Origin of the sequence: Polyangium sp. 6x1 (assembly GCF_029946515.1) — a bacterium.
GTDB lineage: Bacteria > Myxococcota_A > Polyangia > Polyangiales > Polyangiaceae > Polyangium.
The window spans coordinates 1-24373 of record NZ_JARZHH010000022.1; the positions used below are offsets into that span (position 1 = coordinate 1).

Genomic DNA, 24373 nt, shown 5'->3' on the forward strand with positions numbered 1-24373 from the left:
CGATCGTCACCGTCTTGGTCTCGTCGCGAACGGTGCCGCCCTTGGCGATGTCGGCGTACTTGATCTCTTTCGCAAGCTTCTGCTTGGACTGGACCTTGACGATGGCCGCCGTGAGCGTCGTCTTGCCGTGATCGATGTGACCGATCGTGCCGACGTTCACGTGGGGCTTCGTTCGACTGAATTTCTCCTTGGCCATTGCCTAACCTCGCTGCTTGGCGACGATCTCTTCCTGGATCGCGACCGGGACTGGTGCGTAATTCGAAATCTGCATCGTGTGCGTCGCGCGGCCCTGCGTCTTTGAACGCACGTCCGTCGCGTAGCCGAACATCGAGGCGAGCGGAACCTCTGCGCGCACGACGCGCGCATTTCCCCGCTGCCCCATGTCGAGAATCCGCCCGCGACGGCTGTTCAGGTCGCCGATGACGTCGCCGAGGTATTGCTCCGGGCAAACCACCTCGACCGACATGACCGGCTCCAGGAGCACAAGGCCCGCGCCCTTGGCTGCCTCCTGGAACGCAATCGAGCCAGCCACCTCGAAGGCAGGGCCCGACGAGTCGACCTCGTGGTAGCTGCCGAAGTGCAGCCGCACCTCGACGTCCACCACCGGATAACCAGCGAGCACCCCGCGCCCGAGCGCGTCTCGAATCCCCTTCTCTGCGGAGGGGATGAACTCCTTGGGGATGATGCCGCCGGTGATGTCGTTGACGAAGACGAACCCAGCGCCGCGCGGCGCAGGGCCGAGATCGATCACGACGTGACCATATTGACCGTGCCCACCGGTCTGCCGGACGAACCGACCTTCGACGTCGGTGACCTTGCGCGTCACCGTCTCGCGATAGGCGACCTCGGGCTTGCCCACGTTGGCGTCGACCTTGAACTCGCGCTTCAGGCGGTCGACGATGATCTCGAGGTGCAGCTCGCCCATGCCGGCGATGATCGTCTGCCCCGTCTCCTCGTTCGTGTACGTCCGGAAAGACGGGTCCTCGAACATGAGCTTCTGGAGCGACACGCCGAGTTTGTCGAGATCCGCCTTGGTCTTCGGCTCGATCGCGATGGAGATGACCGGGTCCGGGAACTCCATCCGCTCGAGGACGACCGGGTGCTTCTCCTCGCAGAGCGTGTCACCCGTGCGCGTGTCGCGTAGACCCACCGCCGCGTAGATGTTGCCGGCGTAGCAGGTCTTGACCTCTTCACGCTTGTTCGCGTGCATGCGCAGGATGCGCCCGAAACGCTCGCGCTTGCCGCGCGTCGAGTTGAGGACGCTCGAGCCGCTCTCGACCGTGCCCGAGTAGACGCGGAAGTACGTGAGGTGGCCGAAGGGGTCGTTCATCACCTTGAACGCGAGCGCAGCGAACGGCTCTTTGTCGTCCGCTTTGCGCGTCACCACCTTGTCCTTCTTGTCCGGATCCGTGCCCTGCACCGGCGGGATGTCGACCGGCGACGGCAGGAGCTGGATGATCGCGTCCAGCAAGAGCTGGATGCCCTTGTTCTTGAACGCCGAGCCGCAGAGCACCGGGACGAGCTTGAAGTTCAGCGTGCCCGCGCGGACCGCCGCGTAGATCTCTTCCTCGGTGATCGACGCGATGTCACCGGCGACGAACTTCTCCATCACCGCGTCGCTCGCGTCCGCGCACGCCTCGATGAGGCGCTCCCGGAGCTCCTGGCACTTCGCCACGAGATCCGCGGGAATGGCTTCCCACTTGTACTCGGCGCCCTTCGTCTCATCGTCGAAGACAGCCGCCCGCATCCGCACGATGTCGATGACGCCGCGGAACTTGTCCTCCGCGCCGAGCGGGTAGTGCACCGCCACCGCGTTCGTGCCGAGACGGTCCTTCATCGAGTCGACGCACATGTCGAAGTCCGCGCCGATCTTGTCCATCTTGTTGATGAACGCGATCCGCGGGACGTGATACTTGTCCGCCTGACGCCAGACCGTCTCGCTCTGCGGCTCGACACCGTTGCCGCCGTCGAACACCGCGACCGCGCCGTCGAGCACGCGCAAGCTGCGCTCGACCTCGATCGTGAAGTCCACGTGGCCCGGCGTGTCGATGATGTTGATGCGGTGCCGGAGCCCCGCGTTCGGACCTTCCTTCGGCTCCCAGAAGCAGTTCGTCGCCGCAGCCGTGATCGTGATCCCGCGCTCCTGCTCCTGGACCATCCAGTCCATGGTCGCAGCGCCCTCGTGGACCTCGCCCAGCTTGTAGTTGACGCCCGTGTAATAGAGGATGCGCTCGGTCACCGTGGTCTTGCCCGCATCGATGTGGGCCATGATCCCGATGTTTCTCGTGCGCTCCAGGCTGTATTCGCGGGCCACTGCTTCCTCCTGCGGTCGGTTTGTCTCTGCAGATGTCGGGGCGTCGGTATCGGTTGCTAGGTTTCGTCTGGGTCGTCGTCGCCTGCGCCGTTCGTCGCTTCGAACCCCGAACGCACGACACCCTCTCCAGCCCTGCCCGCCTCCGTTTGGCGTGCTTCGAGAACCTGGAGAGGGTGTCGGGGTACGTTCGTTGGCGGAGCGCTTCGCTCCGCCATGTTCGAGCACGTAACCCGATCCTTATGTCGCCTTCGCCATCTCGCTCGACGTATCTCCTGCCGTGTCCGACCGCTCTAGGTCCGAACGATCACCAGCGGTAGTGCGCGAAGGCCTTGTTCGCCTCCGCCATCTTGTGCGTGTCGTCCTTCTTCTTCACGGCGTTGCCGCGGTTCTGCGCCGCGTCGATGAGCTCGGCCGCGAGGCGCTCGCGCATCGTCTTCTCGCCGCGCGAACGCGAGTACGTCACGAGCCACCGCATCGCCAGCGCCACGCGACGCTCCGGCCGAACCTCGACCGGGACCTGGTAGGTCGCGCCGCCGACGCGCCGGCTCTTCACCTCGAGCTTCGGCTTGACGTTGTCGAGCGCCTTCCGGAAGACCTCGATGGGCTCCTCCTTGAAGCGGTCGCGGATGACGTCGAACGCGCCGTAGAGGATGCTCTCCGCCGTCGCCTTCTTCCCGCTCAACATGAGCGAGTTGGTGAACTTGGCGACGAGCTTGTCCTTGAACTTCGGGTCCGGAATGATTCTGCGCTTCGGAACTTCACGTCGACGAGGCATGGTGCTTCCTTCTGGCGGACTGTGATCGGGGGAGAGCGAGCTCGGCTCAGCTCTTCGGACGCTTCACGCCGTACTTCGAGCGCTTGCGGTTGCGGGTCGCCTTGTTGGTCGAGCTCGGCCCCGCGGCGCCCGAGGCGTCGAGCGTGCCACGCACGACGTGGTAACGAACGCCCGGCAGATCCTTCACGCGACCCCCGCGGATGAGCACGACCGAGTGCTCCTGCAGGTTGTGCCCCTCGCCCGGGATGTAGCTCGTGACCTCCATCTGGTTCGTGAGGCGCACGCGACACACCTTGCGGAGGGCCGAGTTCGGCTTCTTCGGCGTCGTGGTGTACACGCGGACGCACACGCCACGCCGCTGCGGGCAGGACTTGAGCGCCGGAGAGGCCGTCTTGTAACGAGCGGCTTCGCGGCCGTTTCGGATGAGCTGGCTGATGGTCGGCATGGTGGTTCGTCTACCCGGAATCGGGGGACGCGGAGGATACTCGGCGAAGGGGCCATGTCAAGCCGTCCGAGAACGGACTTGCGGACCAGGTTGCTTTTCTTGCCCTGGATCCGAGGTTTTGCCTGATCGAACCCGCTTCGGCTAGCGTCGGATCGTGAGCAAAAAGCTTTCCCGTGCCCAGCGCAAGGAGAACCGAGCGCGCGCCGCGCGTCCGCCGTCGGTCTCCACGTCCGTCCCCAAGCCGACCGCGACGGCCAGCCCGGCGAAGGAATCGCCGGCCGCCCCCCGTGGGACGAACCCCACGGAGGCCACGAGCCCTTCGAGTGTAGCCGCCCGAGCCGCGACGCGAAAGGCCACGAAGGCCACCACGAAGACCACCTCGGACACCGTCACGAGCGAGAGCGCTGCGCCCGAGACGAAAAAGCCAGAGATCAAGACAGAAAAGAAGTCCGCGAAGGCGACCGCACGCGCCGCGGAAGCGACGCCGGCGAAGGAGAGCGACGCGAGCGCGAGCAAAGCGATCGAGCCCGCGAAGAAGAAGGGCCCGAAGACGGAGCACGCAGTGCTCGTGCTGCTCGGCCTCGTGGCCATCGCGTTCGTGTTCGTCTATCTCGGGCAAGGTCGTTCGTCGCCGACGGTTCAGCCGGACAAACCCACCACGAACACGCAGGAAAAGAAGCCCGCGCCGAAGCCCGAGGCCCCGCCGGAGACGAGGCCCGCGTCGCTGCCGCTGCCGCCGATCCAGGCGGCGCCCGCGGAGGCACCGAAGCCCGCCGCGGACGAACCCGCCACGAAGGCGAGCGCCACCGTGTCCGCGGAAGAGCCGCCCGCCACGAAGGAGGCGGCGTCGAAGCCGGCCGCGAGCCCGACGGCGACCCCCACGGGCAAGCCCAAAGCCGCGCCGAAGAGCGGCGCGAGCAAGCCCGCCGCGCCGAAGGCGCCGAGCCGCTCCGCCGAAGATGCCTACGAGTGATCGCGCCCTCGACGCGGGAGCACGCTTGACGCGCCACGTGCATCTCGTTTTTCGTTATCGTAAGAGCGAGCCCGGTCCGCGAGGCCTCGACTCCCCTCGCCCAGGCCCCTTCCTTCCGAAAGGACAGTCCTCGATGCCCACGTTGCCGGATCCGGAGCTTCTTCGCGCGACGCCCGCCGCTCGCCGAGCGCGCGCTTCCCTCGCGTGCGTCGCAGCCGCCGCGCTGGGCCTCTCCGTGCTCTCGATCGGGCCCGCGGCGCACGCGCAGGTGCCGCCCGCGCCGCCTCCGCCGAGCACGGCGCAGGCCCCGGCGCAGCAGCCCGCCGCGCCTCCGCTCGCCGCACCTCCGCCCGCGCCGAGCGCGCTTCCCGGCACCGCTCCAGGTGCGCCGCCGAGCGGTACGAGCGCAGGTGCGCCGCCGCCCGCACCGCCGCCGCCCGCGGGATACGGATATCCGCCCGGCTATGGCCCGCCTCCGCCCGGATACGGCCCGCCTCCGCAAGGCGGCGAGTACGGCCCGCCTCCGCCCGGATACGGTCCGCCGCAACAAGGATACCCGTACGGATATCCGTACTACGGCCCCTACTACGGCGAGCCGCAGCCTCCGCCGCCGCGCTACGAGCGCAAGAGCACGGCGATGATGGTCGGCGGCATCCTGGCCACGACCGCGGGCATCGTCGGCGTGCTCGCGGGCTCCGCGATCGCGAGCACCGCGGCGAACCAGATCCCGATCTACTGCGACTCGCAGTTCGGGCCCACGATCTGCGAGACACGCGCCGACGAGACGCAACAAGCCGTGGGCTACGGCGTCCTGATCACGGGCGTCGTCGCGCTCGGCGTGGGCGTGCCGCTGTGGGTGATCGGCAGCAAGCGCGTGCCCGTGAAGAGCGACGAGACCACGCCCGGCGCGCCCTCCACGACCCCGCCGGCCGCGCCGCAGACGAGCTTGCGTCTGCTCGTCGGGCCGACGTCCGCGGGGCTTCGCGTCGCGTTCTGATCACGTCGCGCCCGCGACGTCACTTGCAGTTGCCGCTCCCATCACACGTGCCGGGCAGAGCGCCCGCCATGCACATCGTGCCCTGCATCGCGGGGCCCGTCGATGGCGTGCCGCTCGAACACACGGGGATCGTGCAGTCGCTCGGGGTCGGATCATCGGGCAAGTCCGCGTCGTCAGGCTGATCGAGCGTGCCTCCCATGCCGTCGCACACGGTGCGGCGGCAATCGCCCGGCACCTGCGTCTCCGTGAGGACGTCCGTGCCCGGCAAGGGCATCATCTGCACGCACGCGCCCGCCGAACACGAGCTCGGATTGCACGTGGAGGATCCGCCGCACGTGGTGCCGTCGGGTTGCGGCGTGTGAACGATCGCGCCGCTCTCGCCACATGACTCGACGTCGCATTCGTTGGTGTCGGGCGAGGGCATCTCGAGCGGCGCGGGCGCGGGGACGATGAGGCCGTTCATGTCGCAAACGGCCTGCACGCAGTCGCCTGGATCGACGTTCGAGACCCCCTTGCCGACGGCGATCTCGAGGCCACACGCGCCCGTCATGCCCATCAGATTGCACACGGCGACGTGGCAGAGGCCGCCCTGCGGACACTGCAAAGGATCGGTGCAACCGACGCACTGGCCAGCGGAGCAGATCATCATGCTGCTCGCGCCGCACGCCGCGCCCTCCATCGCAGGATCCGGCGCGTGGAGCGGCACGCCCTCGGTGCACGTGTCGAGCGTGCAGGGGTTGTAGTCCTCAGGTTTGTCCGTTTCGTCGGAGACCTCCTCGATCGTCCCATCGGCCTTGCAATGCTTGCGTTTGCAATCACCGGGGACGAGGCCGTCGAGGACGAGCTTGCCCTCGGGCGCCTGGGTCTCGACGCATGCGCCAGCGACACACGCGGCAATCTTGCAAGGATCACTCGCGCCGCACTGCGCGTCGCTCGTGCACACGGGCTCGGATCCGCCGCCCGACGACGACGACGCGGCGTTGCCTTCACCTCCGCCGCCGCACGCAGCCGCGAACACGAGACCAGCAAGACCAAGCCCGAGCAGGGGATCGGAGCGAAGCATGGAGCGATCGTCTCCACGCGCGGCGATCGCTGTCAACTCGTGCCGCTCAAGGCGTCTTTTGCGCGAGGCAGGAGAGGATGTAGGGGCCGCACGAGGTCTCGACACACGCGTCACACGCCGCCACGTCCGTCCCGGTGTTGCCGCACGCTGGCGTGGACGAGCAGCTCGAGGAACACACGCTCATCGCCTCGCACCGGCACTGGTCGAGCAAGGTGTAGATGTCGACCGAGCTTGGACACACGGGGACATCGGCAGGTTTCGCCACGCCCGCGCCCGCGAGGTTGGCGCATGGGATGCAGGGGCCGCCTCCGCTCGTGCCGCCGCCCGCTCCCGCAGCGCCGCCCGCTCCCGCAGCGCCGCCCATGCCCCCTGCGCCGCCCGCTCCCGCAGCGCCGCCCATGCCCCCTGCACCGCCCGATCCACCGGCGCCGCCCATGCCCCCGGCACCGCCTGATCCCGCAGCTCCGCCGCCCTGCCCGGCGCAGCCCTTCGCGGTCGGATCCACGTCGCAGCGCGTGGCCCAGTCGGTCGAGTGGAAGAGATCACTTCCGCAGGCGATCGACGCGAGCGCAAAGCACGACGGCAAAAGGGATGCGAGACGGGACCAGCTCGAACGAACACGCATCGCGAAGAGGAGCATCCGTGATCCAGGGGCGGATCGACAAGGGCGAAGATGCGTGCGTCACACGTCGAACGCGTCGCGCAAGCGCTCGCCTTCGAGCCCCGCGAGAAACGGCGTCCGCTCGCACGTCGCCTCGATCCACCGCGCCTCGCTCTCGCCGAGCCAGTCGCGCCCCGCGAGCCTGCAAAGCCGATCTACGCGGCTCGCGTGCGCGCGCACCCGCGCCGCCGCGTACGTCGCCATCTCGCCGCGCCGGATCATGAAGCCCCAGTCGCTCGCCTCGAGCAGCACGAGCTCGCGGATCGCTTGATCGAGCGCGCGCCCTGCGAGCCCGTCCACGCCGCGCCGCGCCCGCACGAGCCCCTGCACGGTCTGCTCTGCATGCCGCACGTGCCGCACGAGGTGCGCCGGCGACATGCCCTCCGTGCGGTCGGGCTCGAGCGCGCGCCCGAGCCACGCCTCACCGAAGCCCCCTTCGCCCCACGACGAGGCCGAGGGCTCGGCGACCGTGAGCGCAGGCTCGGCCGCGAGATAGGCGCCGAGCGTCACGGGCGCGATCTCGCCCGAAAGCTCCGCGTGATGCAGAGCGCGGAGCGCGTGTTCGAGGAAGATCGGTCCTTCGAACCACCAGTGGCCGAAGAGCTCGGCGTCGTACGGCGCCACCACGACGGGCCGGGGTCCTCGTCCTTGCGCTGCGCGCAGCGCGGCGGCCCGCTCGGCGACGAAATGCGCGGCGTCCGCGCGCGCGCGCGCCTCGGCCGCGGCCGGATCCCAGAGCTCCTTGCGAGACCCGGGGCCCGTGATGCGGTGGTACTTGAGGCCCGTCATGAGGCGCGCGCCGCCCGGGCCGATCTCCCCGGCGAGTGCGGCTTCCGGCAGATCGAAGCCGATGTCGCGGTAGAAATCGCGATAGTCCGGGTGGCCCGGATAGCCGACCTCGCGTGACCAGACTTCTCGCGAGGCACGCGGATCACGGCCAAAGAACGCGACGCCCGCGGGCGAGAGGATCGGCGCGAGCACGCCCCGCGGAGGACGCGGCAAGGCGAGCTCGAGGCCGTGCGCGTCGAGCACCGAGTACCCCACGCCCGCTGCCGCGAGCTCCGGCAAGAACGAAGGATCGTAGCCGCACTCGGGCAGCCAGAGCCCGCGCGGCCTTCGCCCCACGAGGGCCTCGAACGCGCGCAAGCCGAGTTTTACCTGGGCGCGCGCGGACGAACGCGTGAGCGCGGGCAGATACGCGTGCGTCACGCTCGTCGTGAGCAGCTCGATCGAGCCGCGATCCTCGTGCCCCGCGAGCGCGCCGAGCACGTCGCCGGAGATCCGCTCCCACGCCGCGCGCGTGGCCTCGATCCGCGCCCGGTAAAACGCCACGATCGGGCGCAGCGCCGCGTCGCCGCTCGTCCGCCGCGCCTCCTGCGCGGCGAGCTCGTCCAGCCGATCCATGTGCAGGACGAAGCGCTTTCGAAGCAGCGGATCGGCGAACATCGCCGCGAGCGTCGGAGACACCGACACCGTGATCCGCGCCGCGATCCCGTCTGCTTCGAGCCGCGCGAGCATGTCGAGCAGCGGCAGGTACGACTCCCAGAGCGCCTCGTGGAGCCATCGCTCTTCGAGCGGGCGTGCGTGCTCGGGGTGGCGCACCCAGGGCAGGTGCGCGTGCAGGACGATCGCGACGTATCCCAGCATCGGCCGCAGGATAAGCGAGCGCCCTCAGGCGCGGAGAAGCTCTTGCCCGAGATCCAGACCGACCCGCGTCGCCTCGGCCGCGCTCGGCCACGCGACGCGCCGCTCGCCCATCCGCGGACGCGTCCCGTCCGCCTCGGCGATCATGGCCCGGAGCCAGAGACCCTCGTTCACGCGCACGGCGTGCGCCGCCACGGGCGTGCGGCAGTCGGCCCCGAGCGCGACCATCACGCCGCGCTCGGCCGCCACGCGCACGCTCGTCTCGGGATCGTCGAGCGGCGCGAGCGCGCGTCGCGTCTCCTCGTCGGCCTCGCGGCACTCGATCCCGAGCGCGCCTTGCCCGATCGCGGGCAGCATCACGGCAGGATCGAGGATCTCGGTCGCGCGTCGTTCGAGCCCGAGACGCCTGAGCCCAGCGAGCGCGAGCACGATCGCGTCCACGTGCCCCTCGTCGAGCTTGCGCAGCCGCGTGTCCACGTTCCCGCGCAGCGGCACGATCACGAGGTCGGGCCGCGCCACGCCGATCGCCGCCGCGCGCCGGAGGCTCGACGTCCCCACGCGCGCGCCCGCGGGCAGGTCCGCGAGCGTCGCGCCCGTCCGCGTGATGAAGACGTCGCGCGGATCTTCGCGCCGCGGCACGCACGTGATCACGAGCCCGTCCGGGATCACGGCGGGCACGTCCTTGTACGAGTGCACCGCGAAGTGGGCGCGACCGTCGAGCAGCGCCTCTTCGAGCTCCTTCACGAAGAGCCCCTTGCCGCCGACCTCTTGCAGCGGCCGATCCGTGATCTTGTCGCCCGACGTGACGACCTCGAGCTCGCCGACGTCGAGGCCGGGCGAGGCCTCGACGAGGGCGCGCGCGAAGGCGCGGGACTGAGCGAGCGCGAGGGCCGAGCGACGAGTGGCGAGTATCAGGCGAGTCATCCGAGATCCTTTGCGCCCGCAACCTCCCGCGGGGAGGCGGAGGACGATGTCGAAGCGAGTGGCGCCGCGGCAGGCGAGCCCGCGGCCGAAGCCTGCGCCGCCCCGCGCGGGAGGACCGACGATGCGCTCTGCGCCTTGCCGTTCGTGCCCGCGGCCTTCAGCGTGATCGCTCCGTCGATCGCGCTGGCGTCGCCGCCCTCCAGGGAGATCGCCGACAGAGGGAGCGCCGACAGGTCGAAGAGATCGTGCACGGCCTCGACGTACCCCTCGGCGCGCGCGTCGCCCGCGAGCTCTTTGAGGCGCGTCACCGGCGCGTGGAGCAGCTTGTTCGTCGCGGCGTCGACCATGACGAGCAGCGCCTCCTTCTCGGCGGCGCCGAGGTGCTTGAGGCGCCCGGCAAAACTCCGCTCGAGCTCGGCGAGCAGCACGGCGCGCGTCCGGCTGAAGAGCGCGACGATCGTCGGCGTGAGCTCTCGCTCGAGCGTCCAGTGCTCGAACGCGCGCGCCTCCTCCTCGACGATCGCCTCGGCGCGCGCCGCCTCCGCGGCCCGACCTTCGAGCGACTGCGCCACGATCTGCGAGAGGTCGTCGACGTCGTAGAGATAGACGCCGTCGAGATCGTTCACGGCGGGCTCCACGTCGCGCGGGACGGCGATGTCGATCAAGAACAGGCTCTTGCCGCGCCGCACCTTCCGCACGCGCTTGACGAGATCCACCGTGATCACCGGCGTCGGGCTCGACGTCGATCCGATCGCGATGTCGACCTCGCCGAGCGTCCGTTCGAGCTCCGCCATCCCGCGCGGCTCGCCGCCCACGTCGTACGCGAGCACCTTCGCGCGGGCCGGGCTTCGGTTCAGCACGATGATCTTCGCGCCCGCCTTCGCGAGCAGCTTCGCCGCGGCCTCGGCCATCTCGCCCGCGCCCACGAGCGCCGCCTTGCGCCCCGCGAGGTCCCCGAAGATCTCCTGCGCGAGATCCACGGCCACGCTCGAGACCGACACCTGACCTTCGCCGATCGCCGTCTCGCTCCGTGCGCGTTTGCCCACGCGGACCGCCCTGAGCATCGCCTTGCCGAGCGTCTGTCCGAGCGCCTTGCCTTCCCGCGACAGCTCGATCGCGTCCTTGAGCTGCCCGAGGATCTGCGGCTCGCCTACGACGAGCGAGTCGAGCGACGAGGCCACGCGGAAGAGGTGCCGCACCGCGTCGCCCCCTTCCTTGCGCCCGAGGTGCATCGCGACGGCGTCGCCGCCGATCGCCATGAGCGCGCTGATCGTCGCGCGGCTCGTCGCTTCGAGCGAACCTCCGCGCGGCGGCGCGGCGTACACCTCGACGCGGTTGCACGTGGAGAGCACCACGGCTTCCCCGATCGCCCGCTCCGCGAGGAGCCGCTCGTAGAGCGCGGGGAGCGCGTCGCGCTGCACGGCGAGCCGCTCGCGCACCGCGATCGGCGCTGTCTTGTGGGAGAGGCCGACGACGACGATCACGCTCGCCCTAGCCTCCGATCCTCGGCGAGCCGAGCTCGAGCATGGGTCGCACGAGGTAGACGACGAGCACCGCGGCCACGCAGCAGAACCCCGCGATCGTCCCGTACGCCGCCCGCCGCCCGCGCCACCCCGCGGCGGCGCGCAGGAGCAGCACGGCCGCGATCACGAGCCACGTCGCGTACCCCAGCACGGCCCGAAGGATCTCCTCGACCGAGCCGTTCTCCAGGCTCTTCGCCCAGATCGTGCCCGTGAGCACGCCGAGCGTGAGCAGCGGGAAGCCCGCGACGAGGAAGCGGTGTACGGCCTGATCGAGGACCTCGAGCGGAGGCAGGTTGCCGATCCGCAGGCGATCCGTGCGCTTCTTTTTCAGGCGCTTCTCCTGGACGAGGTAGAGCATCGCCGCGCCGCCCGCGAGCAGGAACAGCGCCGTCCCCGCGAGGTTCGCGAGCACGTGCAGCGCGAGGAAGACGGGGCTCAGCGGATGCGCGGGCCCCGGCTGACCGAGGAAGAACGTGCCGAGCACGAAGACGAGCCCGAGCGGCGCGAGCAAGAACCCGATCGCGTCGATGCGGAACCAGCGCCGCGCCGGCAGGTACACGACGATCGCGAGGATGGACGCCATGGAGAGCGAGAAATGCACCGAGGTCACGGGGCACACGCGCGCGACGAGGCTCGCGAACGTCACGTATGCGAGGTGAAACGCCGCGGCCACGCCGAGCATCGTCGCGGCGTGCGACATGCGCCGCGGCGGCGGCACGGAGCCGATCGACGCGTTGATCCGCGTCTCCTTGCGGGCGATGTCGAGGAAAAAGAGGGCGCTCGCTGCCCCGTAGAGCAACACGGCCACGAAGAACGTCCCCGTGGAGAGAGCGCGTGTCATGGCGGGAGAAGGTAGCGCGTCTTTTGTGCGGCGGCAGGCCGATGCGCGCGGAACTCTATCGAAGGGTCAGAGCTTCGTGGCGAGGAACGCCGCGAGCAGATCTTCGTCGGTCGTCAGGTTCCGGGTCTGCGACGGAGGCCCGCCGCGCTGGTGATCCGCGAAGGTCCCGACCGGCGCGCCCACGAATCCAGGCACGACGTCGTACGCGTTGTCTCCGAGGATCATCGAGGTCTCCAGGATCTCCGCGCCGAGCTCGGCGAGGAAGGCCTTCGACTTCACCTTGCCGAGCAGCTCGTGGCTGTCGGGCGAGCCGCTGACCTCGCTCATGACGCGAATCGCCTCGATGATGCGGTATTTTCGCCCCTCGCTCTTGATCGTCAGCTCGTCGTTCCTGAGGTCGACCCTGTCCTCGACCAGCCACTCGTCGAGCGCGACCTGCGGGAAAAATACGCGATTCTTCATGGACGGCGCGCAGTCTACATGGTTCGGCCCTGCCGCAAAGTCAAAGCCGTTCCGAACGCCCCAGGTTCAGGTCGAGGCCGCGGGCGGCGGCTCGGTCGAATCCCTGGCGAGCAGGCTCGCGCGGAGACGCCGGGGCAGATGCCAGAGCGACTCCAGGATCCCCATCGTCACATAACAGCCGAGCAGCCACACGAGCACGAACGCCGGCTGCATCTTCAAGGACACGACGACGGACGAGCCCACCATGAACACGACGAGCAGGGCCGTCCGCGCGTTGAGCTTCACGTCCTTGAAGGAGCGGAACCGGATCGTCGACACCATCAGCATCGACAAACCGATCGTCACGGCCAGCATGAGCACGGCGTACTCGGCGCGCCCGAGGATCCCGCCGGCCGCGTGGCTCGCCACGACGAGCGAGACGAGGATGCCCGCGGCGCCCGGGATCGGCAGGCCCACGATGTACTTCGAGGGCTTCGAGGGTTTGCCGTCGTCGCCGGTCGAGAGCACGTTGAACCGCGCGAGCCGGATCGCCCCGCACGCCGTGAACATGAATGACGCCACGAGCCCGAGCGTGCCGAACCGGTTCAGCGTCCACTGGTAGAGCAGGAGCGACGGCGCCACGCCGAACGACACCACGTCGGCGAGCGAGTCGATCTGGAGCCCGAACGCGCTCTGCGTCTTCGTCGCCCGCGCGACGCGGCCGTCGAGCGTGTCGAAGAACATCGCGAACACGATGAGCAACGCGGCGCGGTAGAAGTCCGCCTCGCCTTGCGCCGTCGCCGACGTCCGGATGCTGTCGAAGCCACAGAAGATGCTCGTCAGCGTGATCATGTTCGGCAGCAAGAAGAGCGTCTTCTTGAGCTCGAACTTTCGCAGCCGGATGCCCTTCCCCATCGTCCTACTCCTCCAGCGCATGAGGATGACGAGCGTAACGACGCAGTGCGCGAAGACGCAAGCAAAGCCCAAAGAACGGACACATTTCGTCCGATCCTTGGAAGCGTGTTACGCACCGCGCGCTCGCGCTGGGATGGAAGTGGATACGTCGCTTCGCACCCCGAACCCACGAGCGTCGATCCCTTGACGGAACGCGGGGCCGCAGGATCGTCCGTGGGAGAACCGATCCGTTTGACCAGCAACGAAATGCGGATCTACGACGAGCGCTTCTTCTTCCGCGCCTTCGCCGGCGCGCTTCGCCGCTTGGCGGCCTTCTTCGGCGGAGGCGCCGCGGCCGCGGGCTCCTTCGAGGCCTCGAGCGGCGCCATGTCCTTCAGGATGTCCTTCAAGAGCTTGCGGATCGTCCCGCGCCCGAGGTGACGCGTCAGGTCCACGAGCTTCTGGCGATCGCCTTGCTCGGGGAACGTGAGGAGGTCGAGCACGTCGACCTCCAGCCGCTCCGCGAGGACCCGCAGCGTGTGGATCGTGGGCCTCGCGAGCCCTCGCTCCAGGTTCGACAGGTGTCCCTTCGAGCCGAGCTCGCTCTCGAAGGCGAGCTTCTCCATCGTGAGGCCCTGCTCCTCCCGGAGCTGCTTGATGCGGGTACCAACTTGGAGGGCAAACGGATCGGGCTCGCGTCGTCGCGGCATGTGGGCACGGTACCCAAAGTCGCGCGTGGACTGGTTTTCCTAGACAAACTTCCACGGGAGGCCCCGGAGGCCGCCCCGTACGTGTCGATCCGCCCGCCCTTTTCCGCGGTTTTCGGCGGCGAGAGCGCGCCCTGTAGCCCGCCTCGCGCATCGATTGGGAAAGCGCGAACGAGCCGGACGACCCGTGAGGCTTCCGGCCAGACAGGGATCGGACAACACGCGAAGTCGGTAGGTTCGGGCAGACCGGATCGGGCCTCCCCCGAGAGGGCTCGGGCCCGGATCGGAGCGGCGCGAGGAGGGGACGGATGCTGTCGGTCGATGTGGCGCACGGGGTGGATGCAGGGATGTTCGTCCGGGACTATCACCCATCCGCGCGGGGCACCCCGCTCGTGTACCTGCACGGGCTCGCGGGACACGGGCTCGTGTTCGAGGCGGTCGCGCTGCACGCGCGGCTCGCCTCGCATCGCCACGTCGTGCCGGATCTGCCGGGCCATGGGCGGAGCGTCCCGGCCCCGCGGCCCGCGCCGCTCACGGCGTTCGCCGATCACTTCGCGCGGTGGCTCGGAGGACGCTTCGGCGAGCGCGTGGCGCTCGTCGGACACGGCCTCGGCGGAACACTCGCCATGTTCATCGCCGAGCGCCACCCGGGCCTCGTCCGCGCCGTCGTGGACGTCGACGGCCCGAAGTGCATCGACGACTGCGCGTGCCTCCGCCCCGCCGCGGAGCTGACCCTCACCGATCTCGGAGGCCCGGGCATCAGCGCGCTGCGCGACGCGGTGAGGCGCGCCTCGCGCGGAGCGACGACAGCCGAAGAGCCGAGCCGCGTCCCCTGCGACGCGCGCCTGCTCCACGCGTGGGGCCGCGAGATCGTCGCGCTCGCCGAGGAGGGCTCGCTCGCGTGGCGGCTCGCCCGTTTGTCCGTGCCCGCGCTCTTCGTCACGGGCAGCCGCGGCGGCACCTCGTCGCGCTCGCTCTCGCGCCTCGCGGAGGCGCGCGTCGTCGTCGCGGAGATGCCGAGCACCGGACCGTCGCCCTTCCTGGAGCGACCGCACGAGTTCGCCGCCATCCTCGGCGACTTCATGCGCTTCCAATCGTGACGCGCGTGGCTCAAGCCCGGACGAGCATCACCTCACGTCCGGCCGGCGTCTTCTCCTTCACGGCGCCGAGCCGCTGCGAGACGGGCGAGACGCCCTTGCGCCGATCGAACACCACGAGCCAGCCGTTGTCGATCCCGAGCCGCGCGAGCGCCTCGTCGACCTGCGACAAACCCTCGGGGATCGGATCCGGATCGCGATCACGACGCACCTTCACCACGAGCGCGACCGCAGCTCCGCCCTGCCGGATGCACACGTCCATGCGGCCGCGGCCGATGGCGTAGACACGCTCGATGAGGCCGCCGCTCTTCACGACGCGGTTCAAGAACGCCGTGAGCACGAGCGGCGAGAGCTCGCCGTAGGGCGCGCTGGAGAAGAGCGCGTCGCCGTGCCGCCGCCAGAAATCGAGGAACGCTTCGAGCAGCCGATCCGTGTCGAGCCGCCCGTCGGGTCCGACCCACGGAGGCTGTCCGACCGGGAACACCGATCGCACCGCGCCCGGCAAGAGGCGCGCGACGAGCGCGTGGAAGATCGGGTTTGCCAGCGCGATCGTCCCGTCGGGCAGGCGTCGGACGAGACCGAGATCGAAGGCGGCCCGCAGGTCCTCGGCCGGCGGCTCGCGCTGCACCTCGGCGAGGATCTGCTCGAGCGCCGCCCGGAGCTTTCCGTCGCGCATGCGATCGCCGATCTCGTCGAGCAGGCCGCCGCGCCGATCCAGCAAGAGATCCTTGGCCCGCTCGATGTCCACCGCCGTCAGCGGTCCCTTGCGACCGTCGGAGCCGTCGGCGATCCGCTGCGCGAGCGCGTTCACGAGGAACGGATGACCCTGCGTGAGCTCGTGGGCGCGATCGATCGCGCCGGGCAAGAGCTCGAACCCCGTCCGCTCTTCCAGCCCTTGGAGCAGCGTCGCCACGTCGTTTCGCGAGAGCCCCTGGAGCGGGAGCACCTCGGCGTCGAGGCCGGTCGAGCTCGCGGGCGCGCGGGAGCTCGAAGGCGCCTGGCCTGCGTCGAGCTCGCGGGGCTCGCGCACGGAGGCGAAGCCGATCGACCAGGGGAAGGCGCGCGGGCGGCGCGGTTTGCCCGCGCGGATCTGGCGGAGCAGCGAGCCCCGCACGTCGCGCGACAAGGAGTCGAGGCCGTCGAGGAGGATCACGAGCGGCCGCGGCGCCTCCTGGGAGAACGCCGAGAGCGCCGCGCCGATGCGGTTTCCCTGCGGCGCGTCGGGCCAGCGCGGGACCGAGACGTCGGCGGGCAGGTAGGCGGCGAGGTCGTATCGCCACGAGTCGAGCATCGCGAGCTCGGCCGCGTCGATGCTCGTCAGCGCGGCGCCGGGCTCCAGCGAGAGCACCGCGGCGACGTACTTGCCCTCCCGGTTCAGCCCGGAGGCGAGGTCGAGCAGCGCGGTCGTCTTGCCGGTCTGCCGGGGGGCGTGGAGGATGAAGTAACTGCCCTGCTCGATGAGCTCCCGGACGCCGGGGACACGGGACAGCGCGGGGACCGTGTGGTGCCGCGCTGGATCGTTCGGGCCAGCCGTGTTGAAGCGGCGGGACATGGGCGCAGGATCCCAGGGCGCCGATGGGGCGTCAAGCGAACCCCAAATCGAGCACGGGTGGTACGTCGCGCGCTCACACGTCAAACCCGGGGGCCACATCACCATCCGCGGGCGGCGGGGTGGTGTGCTTCCGGGTCGCATTTTCCCTCACCGAGAGGGGGACGGCGCCGCGTCGCGCTTGCGGCACGGCCCCATTTCCTTGAGCACCTCGAGCGGCAGCGCCACGTCCAACGAGAATCGCCCGCCCCGCGGCTTGATCGTCGCGTAATCGAGCAGCTCCCGCAGCCGTTCGTCGCCCTCGTCCTCGGCGCCCGCGCGGGCCAGGCTCAGGGCCGCGCCCATCGATTTCGCGAGATCCGTCACGTCAGCCTCGTTCGCACCATTCACGTCCGCCACGATGGCCACGTCCTCCGACGTGTCCACGTGCAGATCCACGCGGTCGATCGCGGCCCGGATCCGCGCGGCGATCTCGCCTTGCCCCTCGGGCAACATGTCGGCGAGCTCGTCGGGCGACAGCACCCCGTAAATGTCGCCGTACACCGACCATTCCGGGATCGACGAATCGCGCGGCGGCGACTTCGATTCGAGCCGCTCGATCGCCGCTTCGATCTCCTTCACGTCCGCGCCGGCGAGGACGATCTCGTCCCCCCACGCCCCGAGCACGCCGCGGCCCTCCGCGTCCTCCCAGATCGTGCCCTTCTCGCCGAACGAGCGCTTCGGCCAGCCGCTCCTGTCGAACTTCGCCGCGCCCTCTGCGACCGATAGGATCGCCACCTTGCTCGACGACATCGCGATCCGATCGACGTCCTTCAAAAGGTCGATCCCGAACTGCTCTTTGAACACTTCCCGGCCGCGCCCGCGGCGTTGATTCTCGGCCTGCTCCTCCAGCATGCAATCGAGCCAGATCTGCCCGATCGGCGACTCCTTCAGCGCCGCGACCTCGAACACGACCGCGCTCTTGCCCTTCTCGATCGGCAACGCCACGAGCAGCGGATCCCGCTTTCGCAGAACGCTCTCCTCCTCCCCGGGCTTCGGCGCCGCGGGCGGCAAGGTCCTCCGTTTTCGGTTGCGCTCTTCTTCCCAGGCCTTCGGGAACCGCGGGAACTCGGCTTTGAGCACGCGCTCGGGCTTCTTGGGTTTGTCCCCCCGCGACATCAAGAAGGCCGACAGCCCGAGGAGCGCGGCGAACGCGACGAGCCAGGCCACCCGTCTCATCCTCATCAGAAATCCTTCCGTTCGAAGAGGTGAATGCCGAGCGAGAGCGCTGCGAGGCCGAAGACCACGAGCCCGAAGAGCAAGCTCGTCAATGCGGCGGGATCGACCGGCTCGGACCCCGCGATCTCCGCGGCCGAGCGCCCGAGCGAAGAGACCCGCGGCAAGAACAACGTGAGCCCCCGAAAAATCGAGCGCGAGATCCCCGGATCGAAAAACTCCGCGATCCGCTCCCGCTCCCCGGCCACGATCCCGAGCAGGACGAGCGCGCCCCCGGACGCCGCCGAGAGCGCCGCGCTGCGCGCCGCGATCGCGACCGTCAGCATCGCGCCGTAAATGGCGGAGAACGTCACGCTGGCGAGCAACGCCGAGACGATGAGCCGCCCCGAATACACGCCCGTCTTCACGCCGAAGATCAAGACGAGCCCGCCCGCGCCATAAAGCGCGCCGAGCAGCGCGAGCGCGAGCACGCCGAGGAACGTGCCCACGACGAGCTCGAAGCGCCGCACCGGCAGCGAGAGCAGGTGCTCGATCCGCCCCGGCGCGAGCAGGCTCGGGCCGAAATCGGCGCACGCGACCACGCCGAAGAGCAGGCCCCCGTAAAAGATCAGATACGACGACGCCACGAACACCGGCCGCAGCGCCACGTCCGCCGCGCGGATCTGCGTGTTCACCGATTTGCCGAAGAGCCGCGTCGCCGCGAGCGCCCCGTCCACGACGTCCATCCGCAAGGACAAACCGATCACCACGAGCCCCAGGGTGATCCCGAGGCCGAGCGCGAGGAACCAGCGCCGCGACGCCGCCTCGCGCAGGAGATCCCTGGCCACGACAAACGATTTCACGCGCGCTTCCGCTCCTCGCCCTGACCGAGCGCCTCCGCCAGCACGTCCTCGAGATCCCGCACGTCGTGCGTGAGCCCCACGAGCCGCGCCCCCGTGCGCCGCGCCTGATCCAAAAGATCATTGAGCGCCGTGGGATCCGGCGCATCCACGACGAACACCCCCTCGCCCTCCCCGGGCCGATAGCCGAACACCGCGAGCGCCTCCGCGTCGACGGGCGGGGCAAACCGCACGCGATACCGCGTCTCGCTCCCGCAAAGCGCCTCGATCGGCCCTTCGCGGAGCAGCCGCCCGCCCGAGAGAATGCCGATCCGATCGCAGACCCGCTCCGTCTCCGACAGCAGGTGCGAATTCAGAAACAACGTCGCGCCCCGCGCCCGCTCCTCCGCGAGGATACGCCGGATCTCGGCCCGACCGAGCGGATCGACGCCGTCCGTCGGCTCGTCGAGCACGAGCAGCATCGGCCCGCCGAGCAGCGCCGCCGCGAGCCCGAGCCGCTGGCGCATTCCCTTGGAAAAACCTCCGATGCGCCGCCCCTCCTCCCCCGACAAACCCACCCGCCCGATCTGCCGACGCACCTCGTCGTCGGCCCGCGGGATCCCTTTCAGCCGCGCCACGCTCGCCAGGAATTGCACGGGTGTGAACGCGTGCGGCAAAAAGAGGCGCTCGGGCAGATACCCGACCTGCCCGCGCGCGGCCGGATCCTCCGGGTCCTTGCCGAGGACCCGCACGACGCCCGCGCTCGGCCGCACGACGCCGAGCAGCGCCTTGATGAACGTGGTCTTTCCCGCGCCATTGAGCCCGATCAGGCCAAACGCGGCGCCCTCGTCGACCCCGAGATCGAGCCCCGCGAGCGCCTCCTTCCCCGCGCCCCGCGAAAAGCCGCCGCCGTACGTCTTGCGCAGCCCCCGGGCCTCGATGGCCAGCATGGCCGAGACCCTATCACCGATGCCGGCGCCGCGCGACGAGCGCGAGGAACCCGAAGAGCCCCACGAGCCCGAGCGGCCCCTCCCCCGTCGACGCGGGGAGCGCACACGTGCACCCACGCGGGCCTGGCATGACCGGCATGACCCGCGGCGGTTCGTGCGGTATTCGCCGATCGCCAATGACCTCGACCAGCGGGCCCATCGGCGATGGATCCCCAAACACGCCGAAGCTCGCCCAGAAGTACGGGTGCGACGTGGGTGCGTCGGCGAGCATCGCGAGCTGCACGTCCCGGAGCGCAGAGCTCCGGCCGCTGCCCTTCGTGATGCGCTGGTAGTAGTTCACCATGAGCCGCTGCGTCTCCTCGTCCGCGACCTTCCACAAGCTCGCGACGAGCGACTCGGCGCCGGCCACGACGAGCGCGCGCCGCAGGCCGTACACGCCCTCGCCGCGCTGCACGTCGCCGAGGCCCGTCTCGCACGCCGAGAGCACGACGAGCTTGGTGCCCCAAAGATCGAGCGAGCTCGCCTCGAGCGCCGTGAGGATCCCGTCCTCGCCGCCGCCGCCTTTCCTCGCGTTCGCCCCCGCGAGCGCGAGCCCCGAGCGGAGCAGCGGATCGTCCGGCAGCCAGTCCGGTGCTGCTTCGAGCTCGAGCCCCCGTTCGTTGGTCGACGTGCGGGGGCTACGCTCCTCGATCGGAGCTGCGCCCCCGCCCCCCGGCGCCGCCGCGCGCGCCGCCGCGCCCTTCGCGGACAGGAAAAACCCGTGCGTCGCCACGTGCACGATCCGCGGCGCGTGCGCCTTCTTCAGCGTCGACTCCGTCGCCTCCAGGTCCACGTGCACCGCGGCGCCCGGCAGGATCGGGGCGAGCGCGCGCGCCTCGGCCGCCGTCGCCGGCAGCGGCTCGAAGTACGCCTTTTCGAGGCCACGTGTCTTCGCGTCGGGTTTGTCCCCGAGCATCACGAGCGCGCTCTCCCCCTGCTCACGCCGCCCGAACGCCGGGTTCGCCACGACGAGCGCGCCCTGCCCCGACGGCGCCGTGCGCGAGAGGCGCAGGAGATCACGCCCGCTCGTGAGGTACGAGATCTCGAACCGCTCGACCAGATACCGCCCATCCTCATCGACGAGCGCCGCGAACGGCACGAGCGAGAGCGCGCCGTCGGCCGCGATCATGAGCTTGGTTTTTCCCCCGACGAGCGGCCGGATCTTGCGCATGACGAGCTCGTCGAGCGCCCGCGCCGGCGGCTTCGGATCCTTGTCGAGCGACGACGTGAGCGTCTCGCGCAGCGCCTTCGTCGCCTCCTCGATCGGCGCGCTCTCGCCGAGATCGACGAACGCCACCTTCCCCGAGGCGTCGAGCACGTACGCCGCGAAGCGCGGCGGCCCGTCGCGGCTCGGCATGTCCGTGTCGGCCGAGCGCCGCGGCACGTACAACGAGAGCTCCACGAGCGCCGTCCCCGCCGGCACCTCGGCTTGCACGCGCTCGATCGTGACGGGCGTCTCCTCGGCGCGGAACACGTCGCTCCGCCCGCCCATCTGCTCCTCGATCGCGCGCGCCTTCTCCTCGCGCCGCGTGATCTCTGCTTTGAACTCGTCGAGCGGCGCGCCTGCGGGCCCTCGCATGGCGAGCCGCGCGACCTCGCTGCGCGCCGCGGCGAGCTCGTCCGCGAGCTTCGCCTCCTCGGGCCCGAGCTTGCGCCGGAGCGCCGCGTTCGAGCTCGCCATGACGTCGAGCACGCGCCCTTTGCGCTGGAAGATCGTGGTCAGCGCGAGCTTTTTCGCGTCCGCGTCCGCGGGCATCGTCCGCGCGTGCAGGCTCGTCAGGAAATCGGTCCCCACGCGCATCGTCGCGACGAACGCGCGCTTCTGCGCCTCGGATCCACCGGCGATCACGAGCGCCGCCTGCCGCTCGCGGATCTCGGCCGCCCGCGTCGCGGCGCGGAGCGCGAGGTCTTGCTTGCCCGTATCCACGTAGAGCGCGGCGAGCCCTTCGAGCACCGCCGCCACCTTTTCGTACTCGGCGCCGAACGTCTTCTCGAAGATCGAAATCGCCCGCTTGTAATGCCCCTCGGCTTCGCCCCCGTTCTCCGACGTTCGGGGCTTCGGCTCGCCTTTGGCGCCCTGCGCCCCGAGCCCCCCCTGCCGCCGCGCGAGATCCGCGAGATCGAGCAGCGACGCCGCGACGAACGGGTGCTCCTTTCCGAACGTCTTTTCACGCGCCGCGAGCGCCTCGTCGTGGAGCTTCTTCGCGGCCGCCGCGTCTCCGCGCATCTCGCGGATGCGCCCGAGGATCGCCCGCGCCTCGGCCCGATCCGGGTGCATGGGCGGCAAGACCTCGTCGAGGATCGCGAGCGCCCGCGCCGCGTGGGTCTCGGCTTTTTCGAGCTTCTGCGCGCGCCGGTAGAGCTCGGCGAGGTCCGCCGACACCGCGGCGACGGACTTGTCCTTTGGACCCTTCGTCTTTTCGTCATGGGTGAGCGTGCGGAAAAGCAGCCCCTCGGCGCGGGAAAAATCTCCCTTCTGCGTCGCGATGCGCCCGAGGATCCGCTGCAAGGCGACCCGCAGCTCCGGCGCGTCCTTCCCCTTTTCGGCGTTCTTGTCGAGGATCGCTTGCGCGCGCAAAAGCCTCGGCTCGGCCTGGTCATACGCCCCCATCTCCACGTCGAGCACGGCGCGCGCCACGAGCGCGGTCGCGTACGCGAGGCTCGCTTCCCCCGCGCGTTCCTGCATGATGGCCACGATCTCGTCGAGGACGACCTGCGTGCCCGGATAGTCCTGCAGCGCAAGCCGCGTCTCCGCGAGCTCGGCCATCTCCCTCGTGGCGTTGAAGCGAAATCCCCCCACGTCCGCGCTCCGCTCGACGGCCTGCGCGCGCACCGGCTCGGCCCGCGTGTAGCGGCCGGTCTCGTGGTACAAACGGCCGAGGTTCGTGAGCAGATACGAATAGGGTTTTCGATCGCGCGTGACGTCCTCGCAGATCTTGATCGCGCGGAGCAGCGCCGCCTCGGCCTCGTCGTACCGCCCGAGCGCCTTCAGCGACTCCGCCCTCGCCGCGATCGGCCCGATCGAGGCCTCCCCCTCCACGCCACGGCCCGCCTTCACGGCGAGCACGATCTCACGGTCGAGCAGCGTGATCGCGCGCGCGTGCTCGCCTGCGGCTTGCAACACCTTCGCGAGCTCGTGGATGCGATAGCGAACATCCGCCTCGTTGTCCGGCCTCTTCTCGACGATCGCGAGCAGCTTCTCCCGGTACGGCACGGCGCGGGCGTACTGCTTTTTCCCCTCGTGAATGTCCGCCATCTGGCGCAGGCTCATCTTCGTCCACACGCTCTCCGGATCGATCTTCTCCCGGATCACGAGGGCCTTCTGCGCCGGCGCGAGCGCCGCGTCGTATTGCTCCTTTTCGAGCAGCTTCTGGGCCTCGCTGACGAGCGTCTGCGACTCCGCCAGCGCCGCCTGCTGCGCGCTCGTGAGCGGTCCTTTCGCGGGCGCCGCGCTCGGCGCCGGCGGCGGCGCGCCCATCCCCGGCGCCGCGGCGAGCGTCCCCCCCGCGAGCAGCAACACCGAGGAGATCCGACGGAACGTGCGGTAAGCTCGCGCCATGACGCGCTTCTACCCCTCCCTCGTCTTCGCATCCATCCCGTTGTTCTTTGCCCTGGCCTGCGCCTCGAATCCCTCGGGGTCGAGCGGCACCGCGGGCTCGGGAGGCGCCGGCGGCGCCGGCGGCTCGGGCGGCGAGGATCCCGGCGAGCTCGTGGTCGGCGGCGATCGCCCCGTCACGGTCCACGTCCCGCCCGGCCTCGACCCGGCCAAACCCTCCCCGCTCGTGATCCTGCTCCACGGCTACAGCGCCTCCGGCCTCGTCCAGGAGCTCCTCTTTCAATTGAAACCCCAGGCCGACCAGCACGGCTTCTTGTACGCGCACCCGGACGGCACGCCCGACGCGGACTCGAAGCGCTTCTGGAACGCGACCGACGCGTGCTGCGATTTCGGTAGCGTGGGCGTCGACGACGTCGCCTACCTCTCGGGCCTCGTCACCGAGATCGGCCAGCATTACAAGGTCGACCCGAAGCGCGTCTATTTCGTGGGTCATTCCAACGGCGGCTTCATGTCGCACCGGCTGGCCTGCGACCGCTCGGACCTCGTCGCCGGCATCGCGAGCCTCGCGGGCGCGACGTGGAGCGATCCGTCGAAATGCCCGGCCGAAAAACCCGTCGCGGTGCTGCAAATTCACGGCACGGCGGACGACACCGTGCCCTATGACGGCGAGTCGATCATGGGCGTGAGTATTCCCGGCGCCGTGGCGACGACCGAACAATGGGCCGAGAAAAACGGCTGCGCGCTCACGCCCTCCGCGGGGGAAGCGCTCGACCTCGACGCGACGATCGAGGGCGCCGAGACCAGCGTCACGCGATACACGACGGGCTGCAAAGCCGGCGGCGCGGCCGAGCTCTGGACGATCGACGGCGGGACGCACGTCCCTGGTCTCGGCGCGAATTTCGCTCCTAAGGTGGTGGAGTGGCTCCTCGCGCACCCGAAGCCGTGAA

The 24373-nt window shown here is 69.9% G+C and carries 22 protein-coding genes; 4 read left to right on the top strand and 18 right to left on the bottom strand.

Features of this window, described 5'->3' with window-relative positions; translation table 11 throughout:
* The 4 genes from QHF85_RS21310 to rpsL form a co-directional block, all read right to left on the bottom strand.
* Positions 1 to 196, bottom strand: a 196-nt coding sequence (locus QHF85_RS21310; protein ID WP_281329091.1) for a GTP-binding protein, incomplete at its 3' end; no start/stop codon positions are given.
* Positions 197 to 199: 3 nt separating this feature from the next.
* Positions 200 to 2314 (bottom strand): elongation factor G, encoded by a 2115-nt coding sequence (gene fusA, locus QHF85_RS21315; protein WP_281329092.1) that lies wholly within the window; start codon positions 2312 to 2314, stop codon positions 200 to 202.
* A 304-nt stretch (positions 2315 to 2618) separates the two neighbouring features.
* Positions 2619 to 3089 (bottom strand): 30S ribosomal protein S7, encoded by a 471-nt coding sequence (gene rpsG / locus QHF85_RS21320; RefSeq protein ID WP_136932397.1) that lies wholly within the window; start codon positions 3087 to 3089, stop codon positions 2619 to 2621.
* Positions 3090 to 3135: 46 nt separating this feature from the next.
* Positions 3136 to 3534 carry a 30S ribosomal protein S12 gene (rpsL, locus tag QHF85_RS21325; RefSeq protein ID WP_136932396.1) on the bottom strand — a complete coding sequence of 133 codons (399 nt, stop codon included), beginning with the start codon at positions 3532 to 3534 and terminating at the stop codon, positions 3136 to 3138.
* A 154-nt stretch (positions 3535 to 3688) separates the two neighbouring features.
* On the opposite strand from rpsL, the gene QHF85_RS21330 reads away from it, so the two are divergent.
* Positions 3689 to 4507: a hypothetical protein gene (locus QHF85_RS21330; protein ID WP_281329093.1), complete on the top strand. Its 819-nt coding sequence runs from the start codon at positions 3689 to 3691 to the stop codon at positions 4505 to 4507.
* Positions 4508 to 4640: 133 nt separating this feature from the next.
* Positions 4641 to 5504, top strand: coding sequence for a hypothetical protein (locus tag QHF85_RS21335; protein ID WP_281329094.1), 864 nt, complete (start codon positions 4641 to 4643; stop codon positions 5502 to 5504).
* A 19-nt stretch (positions 5505 to 5523) separates the two neighbouring features.
* Here QHF85_RS21335 and QHF85_RS21340 read toward each other — a convergent pair whose 3' ends face one another.
* The 9 genes from QHF85_RS21340 to QHF85_RS21380 form a co-directional block, all read right to left on the bottom strand.
* The gene (locus QHF85_RS21340) at positions 5524 to 6567 is read right to left on the bottom strand and encodes a hypothetical protein (RefSeq protein WP_281329095.1); all 1044 of its coding nucleotides are present in this window, start codon (positions 6565 to 6567) and stop codon (positions 5524 to 5526) included.
* 46 nt (positions 6568 to 6613) lie between these two features.
* Positions 6614 to 7207 (bottom strand): hypothetical protein, encoded by a 594-nt coding sequence (locus QHF85_RS21345; protein ID WP_281329096.1) that lies wholly within the window; start codon positions 7205 to 7207, stop codon positions 6614 to 6616.
* Positions 7208 to 7249: 42 nt separating this feature from the next.
* Entirely contained in the window at positions 7250 to 8875 is a 1626-nt protein-coding gene (locus tag QHF85_RS21350; protein ID WP_281329097.1) for a 1,4-alpha-glucan branching protein domain-containing protein, read from the bottom strand.
* Between the two features lie 24 nt (positions 8876 to 8899).
* Positions 8900 to 9796 carry a hydroxymethylbilane synthase gene (gene hemC, locus QHF85_RS21355; RefSeq protein ID WP_281329098.1) on the bottom strand — a complete coding sequence of 299 codons (897 nt, stop codon included), beginning with the start codon at positions 9794 to 9796 and terminating at the stop codon, positions 8900 to 8902.
* Positions 9793 to 11280: a glutamyl-tRNA reductase gene (gene hemA / locus QHF85_RS21360; RefSeq protein ID WP_281329099.1), complete on the bottom strand. Its 1488-nt coding sequence runs from the start codon at positions 11278 to 11280 to the stop codon at positions 9793 to 9795. Before hemA ends, hemC begins: the two co-directional genes overlap by 4 nt.
* A gap of 7 nt (positions 11281 to 11287) precedes the next feature.
* Positions 11288 to 12160, bottom strand: a complete 873-nt coding sequence (gene ccsA, locus QHF85_RS21365) for a cytochrome c biogenesis protein CcsA (RefSeq protein WP_281329100.1) — start codon at positions 12158 to 12160, stop codon at positions 11288 to 11290.
* 66 nt (positions 12161 to 12226) lie between these two features.
* Positions 12227 to 12622, bottom strand: coding sequence for a hypothetical protein (locus QHF85_RS21370; protein WP_281329101.1), 396 nt, complete (start codon positions 12620 to 12622; stop codon positions 12227 to 12229).
* 66 nt (positions 12623 to 12688) lie between these two features.
* Positions 12689 to 13516, bottom strand: a complete 828-nt coding sequence (pssA, locus tag QHF85_RS21375; RefSeq protein WP_281329102.1) for a CDP-diacylglycerol--serine O-phosphatidyltransferase — start codon at positions 13514 to 13516, stop codon at positions 12689 to 12691.
* 254 nt (positions 13517 to 13770) lie between these two features.
* Positions 13771 to 14205, bottom strand: a complete 435-nt coding sequence (locus tag QHF85_RS21380; RefSeq protein WP_281329103.1) for a helix-turn-helix transcriptional regulator — start codon at positions 14203 to 14205, stop codon at positions 13771 to 13773.
* 305 nt (positions 14206 to 14510) lie between these two features.
* Between QHF85_RS21380 and QHF85_RS21385 the strand changes: the two genes are divergently transcribed.
* Positions 14511 to 15302 (top strand): alpha/beta hydrolase, encoded by a 792-nt coding sequence (locus QHF85_RS21385; protein WP_281329104.1) that lies wholly within the window; start codon positions 14511 to 14513, stop codon positions 15300 to 15302.
* A 10-nt stretch (positions 15303 to 15312) separates the two neighbouring features.
* Here the strand turns inward: QHF85_RS21385 and QHF85_RS21390 are convergent, their stop codons facing one another.
* The 5 genes from QHF85_RS21390 to QHF85_RS21410 form a co-directional block, all read right to left on the bottom strand.
* Entirely contained in the window at positions 15313 to 16851 is a 1539-nt protein-coding gene (locus QHF85_RS21390; protein WP_281329105.1) for an ATP-binding protein, read from the bottom strand.
* A 147-nt stretch (positions 16852 to 16998) separates the two neighbouring features.
* Positions 16999 to 18072 (bottom strand): hypothetical protein, encoded by a 1074-nt coding sequence (locus QHF85_RS21395; protein WP_281329106.1) that lies wholly within the window; start codon positions 18070 to 18072, stop codon positions 16999 to 17001.
* The gene (locus QHF85_RS21400; RefSeq protein WP_281329107.1) at positions 18072 to 18905 is read right to left on the bottom strand and encodes a hypothetical protein; all 834 of its coding nucleotides are present in this window, start codon (positions 18903 to 18905) and stop codon (positions 18072 to 18074) included. The genes QHF85_RS21395 and QHF85_RS21400 overlap by 1 nt, the downstream gene beginning before the upstream one ends.
* Positions 18902 to 19831: an ABC transporter ATP-binding protein gene (locus tag QHF85_RS21405; RefSeq protein WP_281329108.1), complete on the bottom strand. Its 930-nt coding sequence runs from the start codon at positions 19829 to 19831 to the stop codon at positions 18902 to 18904. The genes QHF85_RS21400 and QHF85_RS21405 overlap by 4 nt, the downstream gene beginning before the upstream one ends.
* A 13-nt stretch (positions 19832 to 19844) precedes the next feature.
* Positions 19845 to 23429 carry a CHAT domain-containing protein gene (locus QHF85_RS21410; protein ID WP_281329109.1) on the bottom strand — a complete coding sequence of 1195 codons (3585 nt, stop codon included), beginning with the start codon at positions 23427 to 23429 and terminating at the stop codon, positions 19845 to 19847.
* Between QHF85_RS21410 and QHF85_RS21415 the strand changes: the two genes are divergently transcribed.
* On the top strand, positions 23428 to 24372 hold the full coding sequence (locus QHF85_RS21415; RefSeq protein ID WP_281329110.1) for an alpha/beta fold hydrolase: 945 nt from the start codon (positions 23428 to 23430) through the stop codon (positions 24370 to 24372). The genes QHF85_RS21410 and QHF85_RS21415 overlap by 2 nt on opposite strands.
* Position 24373: the final 1 nt, after the last annotated feature.